The organism is Accumulibacter sp. (genome assembly GCF_016789985.1).
GTDB lineage: Bacteria > Pseudomonadota > Gammaproteobacteria > Burkholderiales > Rhodocyclaceae > Accumulibacter.
On record NZ_JAEUOL010000217.1, the window covers coordinates 1 to 19,149 of the forward strand.

Sequence of the window (19,149 nt, forward strand, 5' to 3'; positions counted from 1 at the left end):
CAAAAAACAGGCCGACCATTTCGCCCCAGATGACTTGCTGTCGCCCGAGCCGGAAATCCCAGTTGCCGGCGCCAATATCGAGATAGTTCTCGCGCAGCAGGAAGTTGAAGCGCTGATTGTTCTCGACCGCCTGTGGATAGAAATCGGTCAGCGAATAGACTGCGTCGTAGTCGATCCGCGCACCCAGCTTCCATTTGATGTTGCTGCTGATGCTGCCTTGTGCGCTGACGTCGAGGTGGGTCATCATTTCCGACCAGTGTGACGGCTTCGGCCAGGCATAGGCCATCACGTTCTCGACAAAGCCCTTGACCGTGGTTGCCGAGGGGGGAGACGACTCGCTGGCGGGCGCGGTGAGTGGTGGTGGCGGGTCCTTTTCTCCGAACAGGGACTCGCGACTGGCCGGCAGCTCTGCTGCGTCTGGCGGATCATCGGCGAACAGGGCTTCCCGGCTGCCGGACTGCCTTGGCGCGACTGGCTCGTCATCGGCGAACAGGGCATCCCTGCTCTTCGGCAGTGTGTCGGCCGCTTGTGCGGAGGGTATCGGCAAGCCGGCAAGCAGTAGTGCGAGACAGAGGGTGGACGGGCTAGTTCTGATCTGCATCGTTGGTTTCCTCGGCCGCAGCCGACTCCGTCGAGTTCTGGCTGGGCGCCTCGTTGTCACTGCTGCTGCCTTCCGCCGGCCGATGGCGGGCGACCGACCACCGGGTGTGCGTGCGCATACCAAGCAGGGCAATCTCGCCGTCCTCGACACGAACCAGGCGATCAGCCTTGGCAATCACCCGCTTGTCGTGGGTGGAGAAGATGAAGGTGGTCTTGAATTTCCGGTTGATTCGCTTCATCAGGAGAAGAATTTCCTCGCCCGTCCGGTGGTCGAGGTTGGCCGTTGGTTCGTCCGCCAGGACGATCGCCGGGCGAATCGCCAGCGCTCTGGCGATCGCCACGCGCTGACGTTGGCCGCCACTCAACTGATTCGGCCGATGGTCGGCGTATTTCGCAAGGCCGACGATATCGAGGAAGTATGCGACGCGTCGCTGCCGCTCTTCACGCGACAGATCCTTGCGGTGAAGCAGCGGATATTCGACGTTTTCGGCGGCCGAGAGCACGGGCAACAGATTGAACGTCTGGAAGATGAAGCCGATGGTTCGCGCGCGCAGGTCGGCCAGCTGGTCGGGCGTCCGTCCGCTGACATCCTGGTCGTTGATATAGATCTTGCCGCTGGTTGGCGTGTCAATGCAGCCGATCAGATTCAGCAAGGTGGTCTTGCCACTGCCCGACGGTCCGGCGATCGCCAGAAAAACCCCGGGATCGAAGGACAAGGTAATATCCTTCAGGGCTTGGACTTTCTGTTCGCCAAGCAGATAATCCTTGTATACGTGTTCTATGCGGACAACCTTCATGCGGTGGCGTTTCCTGCCAACCGCGTCTACGGTCAGCACATTGGGGTTAAAACTATGGAAATCATGACCATCCGTCATTGTGGTGTCAACTGTGCCCTGGTTGTTCTGACCGCGGCGATGCTGGCCGGCGCTGCACCCGGTCGGGCGGCAGAAGCCATCCAGCCAGCGTCTGGCGACGATGCCGAGGCCCGCATGATCGTCGAGAAGGCGGACCAGGTTCGTTTTCCGGCCGATGGCTTTCAGGTGGACGTCACGATCACCACCATCGACAGCGATCAGGGCGCCGATGTGCGCAAGTACCGTGTCCTTTCCAAGGGCAACACCAACAGCGTCGTGATGGTGACCGAACCGGCCTCCGAGCGCGGCCAGATTCTGCTCATGAAGGGCCGTGACCTGTGGGTCTTCATGCCCGATGTCTCGCAACCCATTCGCCTGGCGCTGTCGCAGCGGCTGACCGGTCAGGTTGCCAACGGCGATCTGGCGCGCGCCAACTTCGCCGGTGACTACAATCCAAGGCTGCTGCGCACGGAAAAGGTGGGCAACGACGAGCATTACGTGCTCGAACTGACCGGTGCAGACCGTGGCGTGACCTATCAGCGGGTGGTCTACTGGGTTCGCGAGAAGGACTACTGGCCGCACAAGGCCGAGTTCTACTCGCTCTCCAACCGGCTGCTGAAGACCTGTCGCTACGAGAACTTCAAGACCATGGAGGGCCGCAAGCGGCCGACCAGGCTGGTCATGGAAGACGCCCTGCGCGGTGGCGAACAGTCCGTGCTCGAGTACGCCGGCATGAAGCTGCGCGATCTGCCGGACAAGATCTTTACCAAGGACTACCTGAAGAAGCTGGAGTAAGTAAGGCCGAATGGGCCGGAAGAGTTCCGGCTGACCCACCACGTTGCCGGCGGCGCTGCTCAAGGCAACGGAATGCTGCTGGCCACGCGCCCATGTCGACCAACCGGACGCACTGACCCCACCCGGCCAGAATGCGGGCCCAAGTTCGTAGTACTATGCTCATCTTTGCGCTGGCCAGGGTCAGTGGGCAGGTGCTTGAATTGGGAGGTGGATGTTTCTTTCGAATCTGACGGAACTGACGATCAGCCAGGGTTATCGCCGGTTCTTCAAGGTGGTGCCTGCGCTGACCGACGAGCTGCGGGCCGAAAACTATCGCATCCGGCACGAGGTGTACTGCCGGGAACTGGGTTTCGAGCAAGCGCGCGCCGATGGTCTTGAAGCCGACCAGTTTGACGAACGCTCCTTGCACTGCCTGGTGCAATCGGTCTCTAGCGGACAATATGCTGGCTGTGCTCGCCTGGTACTGGTCGATCCGGGAAAACCGCAGGCCCCGCTGCCGATCGAGATCACCTGCGCAGCCAGCATCGACCGATCGATCATTGATTCGATGGCCCTTGACCGCAGCCGGATAGCCGAGTTCTCGCGTCTGGCCGTGGTCGGCAACTACCGGCGCCGGAAAGGCGAGCAGGACAAGCCGATTTCCTTCTCGGAAGAGGATTTCGGCACCGCTACACGACCACGCCAGCCCTATCTGGCACTTGCCGTCTATATGGGCCTGATTGCGCTGGCTCGCCACTATGGCATCACCACCCTCTTTGCGCTGACCGAGCACAAGCTGGCGATGAATCTTGTCCGGCTTGGCGTCAATCTGCGACAGATTGGCGAGGGGGTGGAACATCGTGGTATCCGGATTCCCTGGATCATGTCGGTAGACGAGATCATCGAAGGCATGAGCTTCCTGGCGCGGGCGCTCTTCGAGGTGATCTCGCGTGAAGTCGGGGAGGGCATCCGGGCAGCCGGGCAGAACGCGATTCGCGCCAGACACGCCCCACTTGGCTAGCTGTACCGGGTACGATGGCCACCCAATCCTACCCACCCGCCGCGGCAAGGGCCGGCTCAGGCCCTTGCCGACAAGACGATGTATAGACTGCCGGAACCGATCCGGCATGCCATGGAGGCTGGGCGCGCGCCGTCGCCGCCGCAGATTCTGCTACGCCTGCTGCAGTTGGTCGATGATGACTGCACGACCATGGGCGAACTCGCCCGCCTGGTCGAGCAGGACCCTGGGTTGTGCACGCGGGTTCTGACCGCCGCCAACTCGACGGCCATCCGGCGCGGCAATCAGTTGCGCAGCATCGAGGGCTGCCTGATCTCCCTTGGTACCCGATTGGTTCGCTCGATCGCCACCTGCCTGTCGGTGCAGAGTCTGTTTGACGAGCGCTCCGCGAAACCGGCGGTCGACCTGGCGGACTTCTGGACCCATTCGCTGCTGGTCGCCGAACTGTCGCGCGGACTTGCCACGGCAATCGACTATCCGCGTGTCGACGAAGCCTATCTGGCCGGACTGTTGCACGACGTGGGCGAGCTGATCATGCTCTCCGCACTCGGCGAGTCCTACGCCCAACTGCTCGCTGCCTGCGACAGCGAAGCCGCCTTGTCGGCGATGGAAGTGGAAAAGCTGGGTGTCCACCATGGCGAGATCGGTACCTGGCTGGCGGACCAGTGGCATCTCGACTCTTCCTTCGCCGACGGGATTCTCTTTCATCATCTACCGGCCGAGCAGATGGTAACCGCGGCACCACTGGTACAAGTGGTCTGGCTGGCGCACGCGCTGGCGGGTTGCGAGGAGGTGTCCGACAGCCTTCGGCAACTGGCCGATCATCTGTTTGGCCAGGGCAGCGGCAGTCGCCTGGCCGCGCTCTGCGCTCAGGCGGTGCAACGCACGTCGATGGTTGCCGACGCCATAGGCATTGCCACGCCCGCCGGCACCGAGCGTGGCAAGGCGATCGGTTTGCCGCACGTACTCGGTGTCAGAAGGCGCAGCGAACCGGATACGCAAGGTCAGATCGCCAGTCTGATTGGCAACAAGGCACTGTTGCAACCACTGCAGGATGATCTCTTTGCCCTCGAGACCGACGCCGAGGTCTGTCTTGCCCTACGTGAGTCGGCGCGCATTCTGTTTGATCTGAGTCACCTCGCATTCCTGCTCTGTGACCCGGCGGACGGCAAGCTGACCGGCCAGGGTATTGCCGGGCAGGCGGCAGTTTTTGGTCAGGTCCGCTTTCTTCCCGAAGGACAGCGCAGCCTCGCTGCGGTTGCGCTGCTGAGCAACCAGATCCGCTCGTCCTACGATCGCGATGTACCGCTGCCGAACTCGCTGCTCGACCTGCAGTTTGCCAGAGCACTGGCGAGCAATGGGCTGCTCTGCGTTCCGCTGGTGGGTCACGCGAGAACGGTCGGTGTACTGGTCGCCGGTCTGAGTGGTGACCAGCATGCAGTGCTCGCTCGTCGCCTGCCCTGCCTGGCCAACTTCGGACGAATCGCCGGCATCAGCCTCGACAACTGGTATCAGGCCCGCGACCTGCGGCGGCAGGTGCAAGAGGAAGCATCAGTGCGCTTCGCTCGCCAGTCGCGGCGTATGGTCCATGAAGCGGGCAACCCGCTGACGATCATCAAGGGCTACCTCCGAATACTGGACGGCAAGATCCCGGCGGAAGTCGGCGTGCGCCACGAACTGAAGATCCTGACCGAGGAAATAGAGCGCGTATCGAGCATCGTGCGGCGCATGAGCGAGTTCCCGGCAACGCCGACTGCGGAAAGAAGGGTAGATGTCGGCGACCTGATTCGCGAACTGCTGCTGCTTTACCGCGAACCGCTGTTCGATGCGCGAGGCCTCGTCGTCGAAACGCTTCTGGCGCCGCAAACCCTGCACGTTGACTGTGATCGTGACAGCATCAAGCAGATCCTGCTGAACCTCCTGAAGAACGCTTCCGAAGCCCTGTCGCCCGGACAACGCCTGAGGCTTTCTCTCACTGACCAAATCCTGCACCAGGGGCACCGTTTCGTCGAGCTGCGCATCGAAGACAATGGTCCAGGCATGAGCGAAGCGGCGATCAGCGCCCTCTATCGCCCGGCTGCCGAGCGCCTCGGGGGAGGTCGCGGGATTGGCCTGTCGATCGTCGGCGCGCTGGCGCAGCGCCTCGGAATTCAGATTACCTGCCGCAGCAGCCAGGTTGTCGGAACGATGATTTCCCTTCTCTTGCCAACCGGGGGTGAAGCAGAGGTGGCCAGCAGCAAGACCGGCAAATCACGTCAGAAGACCATCTCGTCGCCGGACATCCGTCAGGAGTAACGATGAAAGCCATCCCCAACGTCGACTTTTCGCCGCAGATTCCAGACATCCAGGAGGGTGTCAGCAGCATCCTGATCGTCGACGACGAGGAGCGCATCAGGGTTGCTTACCGGCAGTTGCTGGCTGGCGAAGGGCGCCGGATCGAGGGCTGCGGTAACGGCCGGGAAGCGCAGCGTCGCCTCGAACGACGCGACATCGACGTGCTGATCCTTGATCTCAATCTGCCCGATACCAATGGCCTTGAAATCATGCAATGGATGGTCGAGAAGCACGTGCCCACGGCAGTGGTCGTTTTCAGTGGCGACGAGTCAATCGACTCGGCGATCCGCGCCCTGCGTCATGGTGCCTTCGAGTTCATTCGCAAGCATGGTGATCCGCAGGAGCTGGTCGATACCGTGGACCGTGTGCTGCGTCGGCGTCGCCTCGAGCGCGAGCACGCCCTGATGACGGTGCGCCTCGAGCATTCCGAGCGCCTGCACCGTTTTCTCGTCGAACAATCACCGGACATCATCTATACGCTGGACAGGAACGGTTGTTTCATTTTTCTCAACGGTCGCGTCCAGGCCCTGCTGGGCTACTCGCGCGATGAACTCCTCGGTAAGCATTACTCGGTGATCGTTCATCCGGATGACCTGGAACATGCACGCTATGCTTTCAATGAGCGTCGCATCGGGGATCGCGCCAGCACCAACGTGGAAATCCGGCTGCAGACGAAGACGCAGCGGGTACGCCACTTCGAGAACCGCACGATAGTCACCATTCTCAGTTCCCAGGGTATTTACGCCGCGGCGGAAGGTCCGGCCAACCTGCACTTCATGGGCACTTCGGGCGTTGCGCGGGACATCACGGATCGCAAGAAAGCCGAGGAAACCATTGCGTTTCAGGCGTTTCACGATCTCCTGACCGGCCTCCCCAACCGTGTCCTCTTCAAGGACCGTCTGGGCGTGGCGCTGAAACAGGCGAGCAGGAAGAAAAAGCGGGTAGGGGTGATGTTCATCGACATTGATCGCTTCAAGATGGTCAATGACACTTACGGTCACCACGAGGGCGACGAGTTGCTCAAGTGCTTTGCGCAGCGCGCGCTCAGTTGCCTGCGCTCTGGCGATACCCTGGCGCGCCAGGGTGGTGACGAGTTTACCGTCATGTTGCCGGAGCTGGGTAGCGGCGACGATGCTGCGGTGATTGCCGCCAAGATGCTGGCCGAACTCAAGCGGCCATTCAAGGTCGCCGGTCTGGACTTCTTCACCACGGTCAGCATCGGAATAGCGCTCTACCCGGACAACGGCGGCACCCCGGATGTCCTTCTGCGCAATGCCGACATTGCGATGTACCAGATCAAGGGGCACGGCAAGAACGGCTATCTGCAATACACACCGGAAATGCATAGTGGTCACAGCATGCGGCTGACGCTGGAAGGCGATCTGCGTCATGCTCTCGAGAGCGGTGATCAGTTCGAGCTTCATTATCAGCCGCAGGTCAGCTTCAGCCAGCAGCGGACGATTGGTGTCGAGGCTCTGATTCGCTGGCACCATCCGCGACATGGCTTGATGACACCGGACCTCTTCATCCCCTTGGCCGAAGAGACGGGAATGATCCTCGCCCTGGGTGAGTGGGTGGTCGACCAGGCGTTTTGCCAGCTCGCCACCTGGCGCAACCAGGGATTGAACGGCCTGAAGCTGGCGATCAACCTGTCGCCGAAGGAATTCGAATGTAATGACTTGCTCGAACGTCTCCTGCAGCGTCTTGCCGCATACGCACTGCCGGCCGAGGCGATCGACATCGAAATTACCGAAAACCTGCTGATGAAAGACGCCGAGAGAAACATCAATATGGTCAAGCAACTGCGCAGCAGTGGCCTGGGGGTTTCGATCGACGATTTCGGCACTCGCTACTCGTCACTCAATTACCTGCGCCGCTTTCCCGTCAGCAGCATCAAGATCGACCAGTCGTTCGTGCGCGACCTGAACCCGAACAACGCGAGCTCCACTTCGATCATTCACGCCATCGCCTGTATTGCGCGCAGCTTTGGTCTGCACATTCTGGCCGAGGGCGTGGAGAACGAGGTACAGCGGCAGATGCTGAGTTACCTGGGCTGTGACGACATGCAAGGATTTCTGTTCAGTCGGCCACTCAGCGCAGCGCGGTTCGCAACGCAGATCTCGACCGGGGGTTTCCCGGTAGCTGACGCGCTGCGCGCTCGCTAGGATATCCGGTGCCTCGCTGCGTCCTGCCGGGTCACTCGCCGTCGGCCATGGTCAAGCCTGCCTCGCCCCGCCGCCACTATGTTTCGGTCATCTGGCGGGCCGTGGTGTTGACCGTGGGTTGCACCACTGTGTCGGCTGTCGATCAGGTGGAATGGTTTGGCCAGGGTGGCGCGACGCCTGCCGTGCAGCAGGCTATCGATCTTCTCGCGCAAGCTGCGGCAGACGGCCTGGACGCAAGCGATTACCGGGCCGAATGGTTGCGCGAAGCCGCCGGCAGTAACGACAGCCAATCATCAAACGACGAACGGACAGATCGGCTGAGTGCAGCCTTGACCGCGGCGGTGCGCCGCTATCTTGCCGACCTGCATTTCGGGCGAGTCGATCCGCGTCGGCTAGGAGCCGGCTACCGCCGGGCCAGCAACGGGCGATTCGATGTCGATGCCCTGCTCCGGTCGGCTGTTGCCGAGGAACGTCTGCCTGAGGCTGCGGCCAGCGTGGCCCCACGCTGGCCGCAGTACGCCAGCTTGCGGCAGGCACTTGCCCGCTACCGTGAGCTGGCCGACGATGCTGCTTGGCTGAAGAGCCTGCCAGCGCTGCCGGGTGGCAAACTCGGTCCCGGGGAACAATACACCGGCCTTGCGCTGCTTCAGCACAGGTTGGAGTTGCTCGGCGATCTGCCGCCAGGCAGCGCCACTGCACAGCGTTACACCGCCCCGTTGGTCGAGGCCGTCCGGTCATTTCAGTTGCGGCATGCCGAGACGCCGGACGGCGTCATCGGCAAGGCGACCTTCGACCTGCTCAACATCCCGCCGGCAGCACGTGTCCGCCAGCTCGAGCTGGCGCTGGAGCGCCTGCGCTGGACGCCCATGCCGGAGGGGCAGCGCCTGATCGTCGTCAATCTTCCGGAGTTCATGCTCGACACCTACGAAGTGCGCGGCGACAAGGTTGATAGCAAGATCGCCATGAAGGTGATTGTCGGCACTGCGGGCAAGACTCAGACGCCACTCTTTGACGCCGAAATGCGCTTCATCGAGTTCAGCCCCTACTGGAACGTTCCGCCATCGATTGCCAGAGGCGAGACGCTGCCCAGGTTGCGGCGCGACCCGGGCTACTTCGACCGTCAGGGGTTTGAATTCGTCGCTGGCGACGGCCGGGTCATCAACGGCTTTTCGGAAGAAGGCCTCGATGCCGTGCAGCGTGGCCAGTTGCGGATTCGCCAGCGCCCCGGGGCTGGCAACGCCCTGGGCGACATCAAGTTCGTTTTTCCCAACCAGGACAATATCTACCTTCATCACACGCCGACACCCCAGCTCTTCAGGCGTGCCCGGCGCGACTTCAGCCACGGCTGTATTCGAGTCGAGGAGCCGGTAGCGCTGGCCAGGTTCGTCCTTGCAGGTGAGCCCGAGTGGACCGAGGAGCGGATCGTTCAGGCGATGCGCAAGGGGAAGTCGACCACCATTCGCCTGCAGGAAGAATTGCCGGTGATCATTGCCTACCATACGGCGGTCGTCCGCGCCGGGCGCGTCCACTTCCTGCCGGATATTTATGCTCTGGACAAGCCGCTTGAGCAGGCACTTGGCAAGCGTTCGCAAAGCGTCCAGGCCGAGGCTTCCCAGGCGGGCGAACTTGCGGCACAATCGCCGGCTCCGCGTTGAGATGGACCCCAAGTAATGCTGCAGCCAGAACAGAACTCGCGCCGGCTTTTCCTCGGGAACGCTGTCCGGCTGATCGTCGCCAGTACCGGCCTAGCGAGCGGCACACCGGCACTGGCATCCCTGCCGAACAGCCGCCACCTCGCTTTCGATCACACGCATACCGGTGAACGTCTGTCCCTCGTTTTTGCGGTCGGCGATCGCTACATCCCGGCCGCGCTGGCCCGACTCAACCTTTTCCTGCGTGATCATTACTCCGGTGAAGTCGGCAACATCGACCCGCAACTCTTCGATCTGCTTTTCACGATTCGGCAGGAACTCGGCTGCGAGCAAGCCTTCCAGGTGATCTCCGCTTATCGCTGCGCCGCTACCAACAACAAGCTGCGCGGACGTCGCGGCGCTGGCGTGGCGAAGCAAAGTCTGCACATGGAGGGCAAGGCGATCGATATCCGCCTCGGCGGCGTTTCTCTGGCCGACCTGCGTGATGCGGCAATGTCGCTCAGTGCAGGCGGCGTCGGTTTCTACGCGGTTTCCGACTTCGTTCATGTCGACACTGGGCGAGTGCGCTCCTGGTAGCTTGGCCTGGCTGGTCCGGATCCGGACTGTCCACATGATGCCGAGATTCTTCGCCGCAGGATAGAATCGGCTGACCGAACGGACGCGCGCGGCTCGACCGTCGACGGCTGACAGCAGCTGCAACGACAGTTACCGGTGCGCGGCAGGAATCGTCGTCCAGGGTTGCGCAGCGCCTATACTTAAGGGCCTGGACCAAGACCGATGCGGACGTAGCAAAGGATGTCGCCGATGCGATCACGTGACCGAAGCTTCTGGATGTGGGCTGAAGCGCTGGATCTTCTGCAGGGAGCAGAGCAACTGCAGCGCCGTTTCTTTACCCTGGATACTCCGCAGTCGGTTCCCTGTTGGGAGCCGGCGGTCGATCTCTACCAGCATGCTGACGAGGTCAGCCTGCTGGTCGCTCTGCCCGGCGTGAGCGCCGGACAGATCGAGGTCGTCCTCGATCAGGGCGACTTGCTCGTACGTGGTGAAAGGCCGATGCCGCCAGCACTGCACCGGGCCGCCATTCACCGCCTGGAGATTCCCTATGGACGGTTCGAGCGCCGCATCGCCCTGCCGCCCGGAAACTATCGTGTGACCCAGCAGTTGATCGAGAACGGCTGTCTGGTGCTGGTCCTGCGTCACTTGTAGACAAAGAGGGAAGCATGCGAAGCGATCGGAGCGAATTGCCTCGCGAGGGGCGTGGGGGTAGCAGTGGCATCTTCGTGATCCCCGACGACGCGATGGTCATCGTACCGATCCGCAACGTCGTGCTGTTTCCGGGGATGATTCTGCCGCTGACCATTGGTCGCGAGCAGTCGATACTCGCAGCGCAACAGGCGGTGAAGACCGAACGGCCGGTGGGCATCCTCCTGCAACGCGACGCCGAAGTCGAGGTGCCGGGTCCGGATGATCTGTGTCTGGTTGGTACGGTGGCCAACATTCTGCGTTACGTGACCATGCCGGACAACACGCATGTCATTGTCTGCCAGGGATTGCAGCGCTTTCGCGTGGCCGAGTACCTGACGGGTTATCCGTTCCCGGTGGCGCGCATCGGCCGGATCGATGAACCGGAGCTTGCCGACAGCCAGATCGAAGCACGCATGATCCAGCTCCGCGAGCGTGCCCTCGAGGTTCTGCAGTATCTGCCGCAGACCTCGCAGGAACTGGTCGGCGCGGTCAAGAGCATCGCCCAGGCGGGGGCGTTGGCCGATCTCGTGGCCAGTGTCAGCGAACTCAAGCTGCCCGACCGGCAGCGGGTGCTCGAAACCGTCGACCTGACCCGGCGACTCGATTTCGTACTCGATTGCCTGCTGGGCCGACTCGAGGTGCTGCGCTTGTCGCGCGAACTCGACGAGCGTACCAAGGCGAGCATCGATCACCGCCAGCGCGAATACCTCCTGCGCGAGCAGATGAAGTCGATCCAGAAGGAACTGGGGGAGGGGGAAGCCGGCAACAGCATCGAGGTCGAGGCGTTGCGCAAGGCAATCGCCGATGCACAGATGCCTGACGAGGTAGCGGCGCAGGCCAACAAGGAACTCAAGCGACTGGAACGGATGGCGGACGGTTCGGCGGAGTACTCGATGGTGCGCGCCTATCTCGACTGGCTGGTCGAACTGCCCTGGAAGGAGCCCGAGCCGGACCGCATCGAGATTGCCGAGGCGCGTCGCATTCTGGATGCAGATCACTTCGGTCTGGCTCAGGTCAAGAAGCGGATCGTCGAGTTCCTCGCCGTACGCAAGCTCAATCCGGGTGGTCACGGGCCCATTCTGTGCTTCGTCGGGCCCCCGGGAGTTGGCAAAACGTCGCTTGGCCAGTCGATTGCGCGGGCGTTGGGGCGCAAGTTCGTGCGTGCATCGCTCGGCGGTTGTCACGACGAGGCCGAAATCCGCGGCCACCGGCGCACCTACATTGGCGCTTTGCCGGGCAACATCATCCAGGCCATTCGCAAGGCCGGATCGCGCGGCTGCGTGATGATGCTCGACGAGATCGACAAGCTGGGCGCGAGCATCCAGGGTGACCCCTCGGCCGCACTGCTCGAAGTGCTCGATCCGGAGCAGAACGACAGCTTCCGCGACAACTATCTTGCCCTGCCCTATGACCTGTCACGGATGTTGTTCATAACCACTGCGAACGTACTGGACAACATTCCCGGACCACTGCGTGACCGCATGGAGATCATCCAGCTGCCCGGCTACACGCAGGAGGAGAAGCTGGAGATCGCGCGCCGTTATCTGGTCAAACGTCAGATCAGCCAGAATGGTCTCCACGATGGGCAGATCGAGTTCTCGTCAGCCGCGCTGCAGGCGATCATCCGCGATTACACGCGCGAGGCCGGCGTGCGTTCGCTCGAACGGGAGATCGGCGCGGTCTGCCGTCGTGTCGCGGTGGAGATTGCCGAGGGAACCAGACAGGTGATGCAGGTCGACGAGGTCGATCTGGCCGCCATCCTTGGTCCGGGCAAGTACGATAACGAAGTCGCTCTGCGCACCGGTCTGGCCGGTGTGGCCACCGGATTGGCGTGGACGCCGGTCGGCGGCGACATCCTGTTCGTTGAAGCCAGCCGCACGGGCGGTGATGGCAGGCTGATCCTTACCGGTCAGCTTGGCGATGTCATGAAGGAATCGGCGCAGGCGGCGCTGACCCTGGTCAAGACGCGCGCGGCAAGTCTCGGCATCGATGCCGGCAGTTTCGAGAAGAGCAATGTGCATGTGCATGTGCCGGCGGGAGCGATTCCGAAGGATGGTCCGAGTGCAGGAGTGGCCATCTTCGTCGCGCTGGCTTCACTTTTCGTCGACCGCCCGGTGCGTAACGATACCGCGATGACTGGCGAAATCAGCCTGCGGGGACTTGTCCTGCCGGTGGGGGGAATCAAGGACAAGGTGCTCGCCGCGATGCGGGCCGGCATTGCGCGTGTCCTGTTGCCGGCGCGGAACCGCAGAGACCTTGAGGAAGTACCGCGAGAGGCAAGGGAAAGGCTCGAGTTCATTTTTCTCGAGAACGTTGATGACGCGGTGTGTCAGGCCATGCGCCAGCAGGGCGAAGCTTAGCGGATTGCGGAAAGGGTCAGCCGACGTGAGGAGAGAAGAGATGAGCGGCGTTCCGAAATTGGTGTGGTGTTTTTTTGCGGCGGCTATTTTGCGCAGCCCGGGTCTTCCGGCGGTCGAGGGGGCAGCCATGCTCGAGGTGGCGCATGCCAGTGCGCGGATCGGCGACGATGATCCGCTCGAGATCGAGACACTGCGCAGGACACACAACCTGGAGCTGGTGTTTGCCTTGCAGGGGAGCGGCGCCTACCTGGCGGACGTCCGGGTGAGCATCCGTACCGCTGCGGGGCAGACGGTGCTGGCGGCGGTCTCCAGCGGACCATTCTTTTTCGCCCGGCTACCAACTGGGCAGTACCGTATCGAAGCCGAATTCAACGGCAAGCTGCACAGCAAGTCGGTCAACGTGACCTCGGGTGGACGCAGGGATGTGCACTTCTACTGGGAGAGTGAGTAGGTGCTCTCCCGCCTGGCAGGCACGCACGGCGAACGTGTCGTGGTCCACTGCGGATTGGCCCCAGCCATCACGGCCTGACGGCGTTGCGGGAGGGGTCGGCGGCCGGCCGGTCGTGGCACGCAGCCGGGCCGGGGCGGGGGAGAGACTGATGATGGATGCGCCTCGTTGCGCTGGCGAATGAGCATGGTCGGGCACCGGGTTCACATCGATTTTCCGGGTCGTTTCGTGATCGTCGGTTTCGGCTGCATCGGGCAGGGACTGCTGCCACTGCTGCGACGACATATCGGGATGGCACCAGACAGGATCACCATCCTTGCGGCCGACGATAGTGGTCGGGAGGTGGCCGCGGCGTACGGGGTACGCATGATCAGCAAGCCGCTGTTGCCCGAGAACCACCGGCAGATCCTCGATCCGCTGCTTGGTCGCGGCGACTTTCTGCTCAATGTTTCGGTTGACGTCGCCTCGCGGGCGCTGATCAGCCATGCCCGGGCGAAGGGCGCACTGTATCTCGATACCTGTATCGAGCCTTGGCCGGGCGGTTATGCCGATCCGACGGTCCCGCTGGCCGAACGTACGAACTACGTCCTGCGCGAGCAGGTACTGGCGCTGCGTGACGGTCAGTCAGGCTGGCCGACCGCCGTGCTGACGCACGGTGCCAATCCCGGGCTGGTGTCGCATTTCGTCAAGCGTGCCTTGCTCAACATCGCCACCGATACCGGTCTGGCCGTCACGTCGCCCGGCAGCCGCCTCGCCTGGGCCGATCTCGCCTGCACCCTTGGCATAAGGACGATTCACATTGCCGAGCGGGATACCCAGGTCTCGCCGGTACGCAAGCAGGTGAACGAGTTCGTCAACACCTGGTCGGTCGATGGATTTGTCAGCGAGGCGCAGCAACCATGCGAGCTGGGTTGGGGGTCGCATGAGCGCTGCTTTCCCAGCGATGGCAGCCGCCATCGCAGCGGCTCGCAGGCAGCAATCTATCTGCGTCAGGCCGGGTGCGCGACGCGCGTGCGCAGCTGGGCGCCAGGCACCGGGCCATTTCACGGGTTTGCCATCACCCACGGCGAGTCAATCTCGATTGCCGACTACCTGACGGTTCGTCAGGGCGGCGAAACCAGCTATAGGCCGACGGTGCACTACGCTTACCACCCGTGCGACGACGCGCTGTTGTCACTGCACGAATTCTGCGGCCGGAATTTCGTGCCGCAGGAGCAGAAGCGCATCCTGATGGACGATATCGCGCCGGGGGGAATCGATGAGTTGGGCGTGCTCCTCGCGGGACACAGGCGGAATGCTTACTGGTATGGCTCTCGGCTCAGTATCGACGAAGCCAGACAGCTCGCACCACACAATAGCGCGACCACCCTGCAGGTATGTGCGGCGGCGCTGGCCGGGGTCATCTGGGCGATAGAAAACCCCTGCCGGGGCGTCATCGAGCCTGAAGAAATGGATTTCGAGCGCGTGCTCGAAATCGCTGTGCCCTACCTGGGATCGGTCGTCGGTACCTATACCACCTGGACGCCGCTGGCCGGGCGTGGCTCGCTGTTCCCCGAGGAGCTTGACGAGGCGGACGCCTGGCAGTTCAGCAACGTCCGCGTGACCTAGTAATGGCACGACGGCGTGTCGGGGCCAGGCAAAGGACCCGGATCGGCCGCGCTTACGATTACCCGCCGGGGGGCTGCACGCGAAGTCGACGTGGTTGCCGATTCAACTCATCGAGGGAGCGTGGTCTCCCTCACGGTGCGTGGCCAGTGCTCACTTCCCGGCAGAGTGCCGGCCGGCAGGTCCTTGTCCGTGGTTTTCTCGGGCAAGCCTCTTGCGCGTTCATTGGGCGCGCTGAGCGGCTCTGCTGAGTGGCGTCGGCGCTTTTCCTGCTGGGCACCCAGCAGCACGTGCCGTTCGAACCGGCAGGCAAGACCACCGATGCCTTCATCGCCCCCCGACCGGTGCTCAGAAACGCGTGTCGAGGCCGTGTTCCGCCAGTTCGGCAGCGCGCAGCACGGCGCGCGCCTTGTTCTGCGTTTCCTGCCACTCCGAGGCCGGATCCGAATCGGCAACGATCCCGGCACCGGCCTGTACATGCAACTGGCCATCCTTGACGATGGCCGTACGAATGGCGATCGCCAGGTCCATGTCGCCGTTGAAACCGAGATAACCCACGGCACCGGCGTAGAGGCCACGCTTGACCGGTTCGAGTTCGTCGATGATCTCCATGGCGCGCACTTTCGGCGCGCCCGAGACGGTTCCGGCCGGGAAGGTGGCCTTGAGTACGTCCAGGGCGTTCAGCCCCGGTCGCAGCCGGGCCTCGACATTCGAGACGATGTGCATTACGTGCGAGTAGCGTTCGACGATCATGTTTTCGGTGATCCTGATCGTCCCGACGCGGGCCACGCGACCGGCATCGTTGCGGCCGAGATCGAGCAACTGGAGATGCTCGGCGCGCTCCTTCTCGTCCGCCAGCAGCTCGTTGGCGAGGACCTGGTCCTCCTCGAACGAGACGCCGCGCCGGCGGGTGCCGGCGATCGGTCTGACGGTGATCGTATCGCCTTCGAGCCGAACGAGGATCTCCGGTGAGGCACCCACCACGTGGAAGTCCTCGAAATCGAAATAGAACATGTAGGGCGACGGATTCAGCGAACGCAGTGAGCGGTACAAGGCCATCGGGCTGGCGGCGAGCGGCTTGCTCATGCGCTGCGAGAGGACTACCTGCATGATCTCGCCCTCGGTGATAGAGCTCTTCGCCTTGACCACCGCCCGCCTGAATTGCGATTCGCCGAACATCGACGTGGCGGGCTGCGAGGATTGCGGGATCTCGGGGGGAATGCCGATCGGCTCGCGCAGCCGGAGCAGCAGTTCCCGGAGTCTGGTTTGCGCTTTCTGATAGGCACCGGGAACCCCGGGCTCGGCGTAGACCACCAGCGTCAGCTTGCCCGAGAGATTATCGACCACCGCAATTTCCTCGGAGAGCAGCAGGACGATGTCGGGAATTCCCAGGTCGTCCGCTTTCTGGGAGCGCGTCAGCCGGGTTTCGATATAGCGCACGGTATCGTAACCGAAACAGCCGACCAGCCCGCCGCAGAAGCGCGGCAGCCCGGTGCTCGGAGCGGCGCGAAAGCGCTTCATGTACTTGCCGATGAAATCGAGCGGGTTGGTATCGTCCTCGCGTTCGGAGATGCGATTGCCGTTCAGTACCAGTACCTGATGGGCATTGACCACGAGGCGCGTCGGACTGGCAAGGCCGATGATCGAATAGCGGCCGAAGCGCTCGCCGCCCTGCACCGACTCCAGCAGGTAGCTGTAGGGGGCATTGGCCAGCTTGAGGTAGATCGACAGCGGGGTGTCAAGATCGGCGAAGGTCTCGAGCGTTACCGGGATGCGGTTGTAGCCTTCGGCAGCCAGGCGGTTGAAATAGGCTTCGGTCATCGGAACTCCACAAGGAATCAGGGCAATAACGGGTCAATCCCCGGTCGGGGCAAGCCCGCGACCAGGCAGCGACGAGGTCGCCTTTATCGGCGCCGGCTTTGCCAGCGCCCTGCTCCGACCCGTTCGGCCAGCAGCTCGGGCAGTGTGTGGTGGATTGCCCTCATGCGTGGATGACGCGCTGTGCCGCTTCGGCGAGGGTCGAGACTATACCATCACAGGCCAGATCACGAACATCACGGCCTTCGTTGTAGCCGTAAGGTACCAGGAAGACATGGCAGCCAGCGGCCCTCCCGGCGTGAAAGTCGTGCACCGAATCGCCAATCATCAGCACGTCCACCGGGGAGACCGCGAGGCGGCCGCTCGCCCACAGCAGGGGCATCGGATCAGGCTTCGGGCGTGGCAGCACGTCACCGCTGACGATCACGTCGAAATACGGGAACAGCCCGGTGCGCTGCAGCAGTGGCAGGGTGAAGGCATCGGCCTTGTTGGTGATTACGCCGAGCGGCAGGTTGAGGTCCTTGAACGAATCGAGTCCCTCACGGACGCCAGGGAACAGTGCCGCATGACGGCCATTTTCGCTGCTGTAGTGCAGCTTGAAGCTGGCCAGAGCCTCGGGTGGCGGTGGTGTGGCGTCATCGGAGGCAGCCATTGATCCGGCGAGAACGCGTTTGACCAGGTTGGGAATGCCCCGTCCGACATAGCTGCGAATCGATTCGACCGAGATTGCGGGGCGACCCAGGTCGCGCAGCATGGCGCTGGCCGCGGCGTGCAGATCGAGTACGGTATCGAGCAGCGTGCCGTCAAGGTCGAGCAGCACGGCACGTATGGCAAGCGGTGTCGCCATCATGGATTTTCCAGTTGCGCGCGCAGCGCGGCGACGATGCTGTCGTAACGGTTGGGGTCGCTATCCCTGCCGGCACCATAGACCGCTGAACCGGCAACGAAAGCGTCAGCTCCGGCGCGCGCGATGGCGGCTATGTTGTCGACCTTGACTCCGCCGTCGACCTCGAGGCGGATACGACGTCCGCTGTCGCGCTGGTAGGTATCTATCCGGGCACGCACGGCCTGCAGTTTGGTCAGCGTCGAGGGAATGAACTGCTGCCCGCCAAACCCCGGGTTGACACTCATCAGCAGGATGAGATCGAGCTTGTCCATGATGTAGTCGAGGTGATCGAGCGGTGTCGCCGGGTTGAAAACGAGCCCGGCCCGGCAGCCATTTTCGCGGATCAGTGCCAGCGTCCGGTCGACGTGCTCGGATGCTTCGGGATGAAAGGTGATGATATTCGCACCAGCCCTGGCGAAATCGGGCACGATGCGATCGACCGGCTTGACCATCAGATGCACGTCGATCGGCGCTTCGGTCAGCGGACGAATCGCTTCGCAGACGAGCGGGCCGATGGTCAGGTTGGGGACGTAATGGTTGTCCATCACGTCGAAGTGAATCCAGTCTGCGCCAGCGGCGATGACGTTGACGACTTCTTCGCCAAGCCGGGCAAAATTGGCGGAAAGGATGCTGGGAGCAAGCACGTACATGGCGGGAACTCCTCGGGAAATTGCACTCGATTCTAGCGCGAAATAGTGCTCCTTCTCAGAGGGAAACCCGGGTTTGTCAACAGGCTTGTCAGCGCCGCAACTTTGGTGTGCAATGCCGATTTCCAACGTTCCGACGCAGGGCAGACATGGCTGAGAGCAAGAAATACGAGATCGCGGTCAGCGCGCTCCCGCAATACATCGCCGAGCAGTCGGATCCGGCACGCGAAAACTACGTTTTTGCGTATACGATTACCATCGAAAACGTGGGTACCGTGCCAGCACAGCTGATTTCCCGGCACTGGGTGATCACCGATGCCGCCGGCGAGGTGCAGGAGGTGCGCGGTCTGGGTGTGGTTGGCCGGCAGCCGCTTCTGCAGCCCGGGGAAAAGTTCGTCTATACCAGTGGGTGCCAACTCGACACGCCGGTCGGCACGATGCGCGGCAGTTACCAGTTGACGGCGGTGGATGGGCGGCAGTTCGAGGCGGAGATTCCGACATTCACGTTGGCGGTGCCGCACGTCCTGCATTGAGCCGCCCTTGAGTCTCAGGCACAGCTATACGCTGATTGCCCCATTCTACGATGCGCTCTTGGATGCGGTGACCCGCGCCCCGCGCGCGCGCAGTGTGGGGGACCTGCCGGCCAGTCCGGCACACGTCCTCGTCAGCGGCGTCGGCACCGGTCTGGACCTGCCACTGTTGCCCAGCCAGCATCGCTACACGGGGATCGACCTGACGCACGC

At 62.7% G+C, this 19,149-nt stretch carries 15 protein-coding genes and 2 pseudogenes; 12 read left to right on the top strand and 5 right to left on the bottom strand.

What is annotated here, in order from left to right; all coding sequences use genetic code 11:
- Together JNK99_RS12545 and JNK99_RS12550 are read right to left on the bottom strand one after the other, a co-directional pair.
- Positions 1-601 (bottom strand): annotated as a pseudogene (locus JNK99_RS12545) (hypothetical protein); the annotation flags it as partial.
- Complete coding sequence (locus JNK99_RS12550) at positions 585-1,397, bottom strand: ABC transporter ATP-binding protein (RefSeq protein WP_291853600.1); 813 nt, start codon at positions 1,395-1,397, stop codon at positions 585-587. The pseudogene JNK99_RS12545 and the gene JNK99_RS12550, both read right to left, overlap by 17 nt.
- A gap of 54 nt (positions 1,398-1,451) precedes the next feature.
- On the opposite strand from JNK99_RS12550, the gene JNK99_RS12555 reads away from it, so the two are divergent.
- The 10 genes from JNK99_RS12555 to JNK99_RS12600 all read left to right on the top strand — a co-directional run bounded on the left by JNK99_RS12555 (position 1,452) and on the right by JNK99_RS12600 (position 15,058).
- The gene (locus JNK99_RS12555) at positions 1,452-2,249 is read left to right on the top strand and encodes an outer membrane lipoprotein-sorting protein (protein ID WP_291853603.1); all 798 of its coding nucleotides are present in this window, start codon (positions 1,452-1,454) and stop codon (positions 2,247-2,249) included.
- A gap of 211 nt (positions 2,250-2,460) precedes the next feature.
- On the top strand, positions 2,461-3,249 hold the full coding sequence (locus tag JNK99_RS12560; protein ID WP_291853606.1) for a PEP-CTERM/exosortase system-associated acyltransferase: 789 nt from the start codon (positions 2,461-2,463) through the stop codon (positions 3,247-3,249).
- A gap of 78 nt (positions 3,250-3,327) precedes the next feature.
- On the top strand, positions 3,328-5,541 hold the full coding sequence (locus JNK99_RS12565) for an HDOD domain-containing protein (protein ID WP_291853610.1): 2,214 nt from the start codon (positions 3,328-3,330) through the stop codon (positions 5,539-5,541).
- Positions 5,542-5,543: 2 nt separating this feature from the next.
- Complete coding sequence (locus JNK99_RS12570) at positions 5,544-7,745, top strand: EAL domain-containing protein (RefSeq protein WP_291853613.1); 2,202 nt, start codon at positions 5,544-5,546, stop codon at positions 7,743-7,745.
- A gap of 8 nt (positions 7,746-7,753) precedes the next feature.
- Positions 7,754-9,400 (top strand): L,D-transpeptidase family protein, encoded by a 1,647-nt coding sequence (locus JNK99_RS12575; protein ID WP_291853616.1) that lies wholly within the window; start codon positions 7,754-7,756, stop codon positions 9,398-9,400.
- Between the two features lie 15 nt (positions 9,401-9,415).
- Positions 9,416-9,973, top strand: coding sequence for a DUF882 domain-containing protein (locus JNK99_RS12580; protein ID WP_291853620.1), 558 nt, complete (start codon positions 9,416-9,418; stop codon positions 9,971-9,973).
- Between the two features lie 228 nt (positions 9,974-10,201).
- Complete coding sequence (locus JNK99_RS12585; protein WP_291853623.1) at positions 10,202-10,603, top strand: Hsp20/alpha crystallin family protein; 402 nt, start codon at positions 10,202-10,204, stop codon at positions 10,601-10,603.
- 92 nt (positions 10,604-10,695) lie between these two features.
- Entirely contained in the window at positions 10,696-13,002 is a 2,307-nt protein-coding gene (gene lon / locus JNK99_RS12590) for an endopeptidase La (protein ID WP_291853641.1), read from the top strand.
- A gap of 40 nt (positions 13,003-13,042) precedes the next feature.
- Positions 13,043-13,453 carry a carboxypeptidase-like regulatory domain-containing protein gene (locus tag JNK99_RS12595; protein WP_291853626.1) on the top strand — a complete coding sequence of 137 codons (411 nt, stop codon included), beginning with the start codon at positions 13,043-13,045 and terminating at the stop codon, positions 13,451-13,453.
- A 183-nt stretch (positions 13,454-13,636) separates the two neighbouring features.
- Positions 13,637-15,058 carry a saccharopine dehydrogenase C-terminal domain-containing protein gene (locus JNK99_RS12600; RefSeq protein WP_291853629.1) on the top strand — a complete coding sequence of 474 codons (1,422 nt, stop codon included), beginning with the start codon at positions 13,637-13,639 and terminating at the stop codon, positions 15,056-15,058.
- A 345-nt stretch (positions 15,059-15,403) separates the two neighbouring features.
- Here the strand turns inward: JNK99_RS12600 and trpE are convergent, their stop codons facing one another.
- The 3 genes from trpE to rpe all read right to left on the bottom strand — a co-directional run bounded on the left by trpE (position 15,404) and on the right by rpe (position 18,409).
- Positions 15,404-16,876, bottom strand: coding sequence for an anthranilate synthase component I (gene trpE / locus JNK99_RS12605; protein WP_291853631.1), 1,473 nt, complete (start codon positions 16,874-16,876; stop codon positions 15,404-15,406).
- Between the two features lie 160 nt (positions 16,877-17,036).
- Complete coding sequence (locus JNK99_RS12610; RefSeq protein ID WP_366518763.1) at positions 17,037-17,723, bottom strand: phosphoglycolate phosphatase; 687 nt, start codon at positions 17,721-17,723, stop codon at positions 17,037-17,039.
- Entirely contained in the window at positions 17,720-18,409 is a 690-nt protein-coding gene (gene rpe / locus JNK99_RS12615) for a ribulose-phosphate 3-epimerase (RefSeq protein ID WP_291853635.1), read from the bottom strand. The genes JNK99_RS12610 and rpe overlap by 4 nt, the downstream gene beginning before the upstream one ends.
- Before the next feature lie 146 nt (positions 18,410-18,555).
- Here rpe and apaG point away from each other — a divergent pair, with 146 nt between their 5' ends.
- Both apaG and JNK99_RS12625 read left to right on the top strand, forming a co-directional pair.
- A complete protein-coding gene (apaG, locus tag JNK99_RS12620) occupies positions 18,556-18,939 on the top strand; it encodes a Co2+/Mg2+ efflux protein ApaG (protein ID WP_291853638.1) in 384 nt (127 codons plus the stop codon).
- A gap of 7 nt (positions 18,940-18,946) precedes the next feature.
- A pseudogene (locus JNK99_RS12625) lies at positions 18,947-19,149 on the top strand (phosphatidylethanolamine N-methyltransferase); the annotation flags it as partial.

Excerpts from the sequence above, each read along its gene's own strand:
- JNK99_RS12550 (WP_291853600.1), bottom strand. The coding sequence starts at position 1,397 with ATGAAGGTTGTCCGCATAGAACACGTATACAAGGATTATCTGCTTGGC.
- JNK99_RS12555 (WP_291853603.1), top strand. The coding sequence starts at position 1,452 with ATGGAAATCATGACCATCCGTCATTGTGGTGTCAACTGTGCCCTGGTT.
- JNK99_RS12560 (WP_291853606.1), top strand. The coding sequence starts at position 2,461 with ATGTTTCTTTCGAATCTGACGGAACTGACGATCAGCCAGGGTTATCGC.
- JNK99_RS12565 (WP_291853610.1), top strand. The coding sequence starts at position 3,328 with ATGTATAGACTGCCGGAACCGATCCGGCATGCCATGGAGGCTGGGCGC.
- JNK99_RS12570 (WP_291853613.1), top strand. The coding sequence starts at position 5,544 with ATGAAAGCCATCCCCAACGTCGACTTTTCGCCGCAGATTCCAGACATC.
- JNK99_RS12580 (WP_291853620.1), top strand. The coding sequence starts at position 9,416 with ATGCTGCAGCCAGAACAGAACTCGCGCCGGCTTTTCCTCGGGAACGCT.
- JNK99_RS12585 (WP_291853623.1), top strand. The coding sequence starts at position 10,202 with ATGCGATCACGTGACCGAAGCTTCTGGATGTGGGCTGAAGCGCTGGAT.
- lon (WP_291853641.1), top strand. The coding sequence starts at position 10,696 with ATGGTCATCGTACCGATCCGCAACGTCGTGCTGTTTCCGGGGATGATT.
- JNK99_RS12595 (WP_291853626.1), top strand. The coding sequence starts at position 13,043 with ATGAGCGGCGTTCCGAAATTGGTGTGGTGTTTTTTTGCGGCGGCTATT.
- JNK99_RS12600 (WP_291853629.1), top strand. The coding sequence starts at position 13,637 with ATGGTCGGGCACCGGGTTCACATCGATTTTCCGGGTCGTTTCGTGATC.
- trpE (WP_291853631.1), bottom strand. The coding sequence starts at position 16,876 with ATGACCGAAGCCTATTTCAACCGCCTGGCTGCCGAAGGCTACAACCGC.
- JNK99_RS12610 (WP_366518763.1), bottom strand. The coding sequence starts at position 17,723 with ATGATGGCGACACCGCTTGCCATACGTGCCGTGCTGCTCGACCTTGAC.
- rpe (WP_291853635.1), bottom strand. The coding sequence starts at position 18,409 with ATGTACGTGCTTGCTCCCAGCATCCTTTCCGCCAATTTTGCCCGGCTT.
- apaG (WP_291853638.1), top strand. The coding sequence starts at position 18,556 with ATGGCTGAGAGCAAGAAATACGAGATCGCGGTCAGCGCGCTCCCGCAA.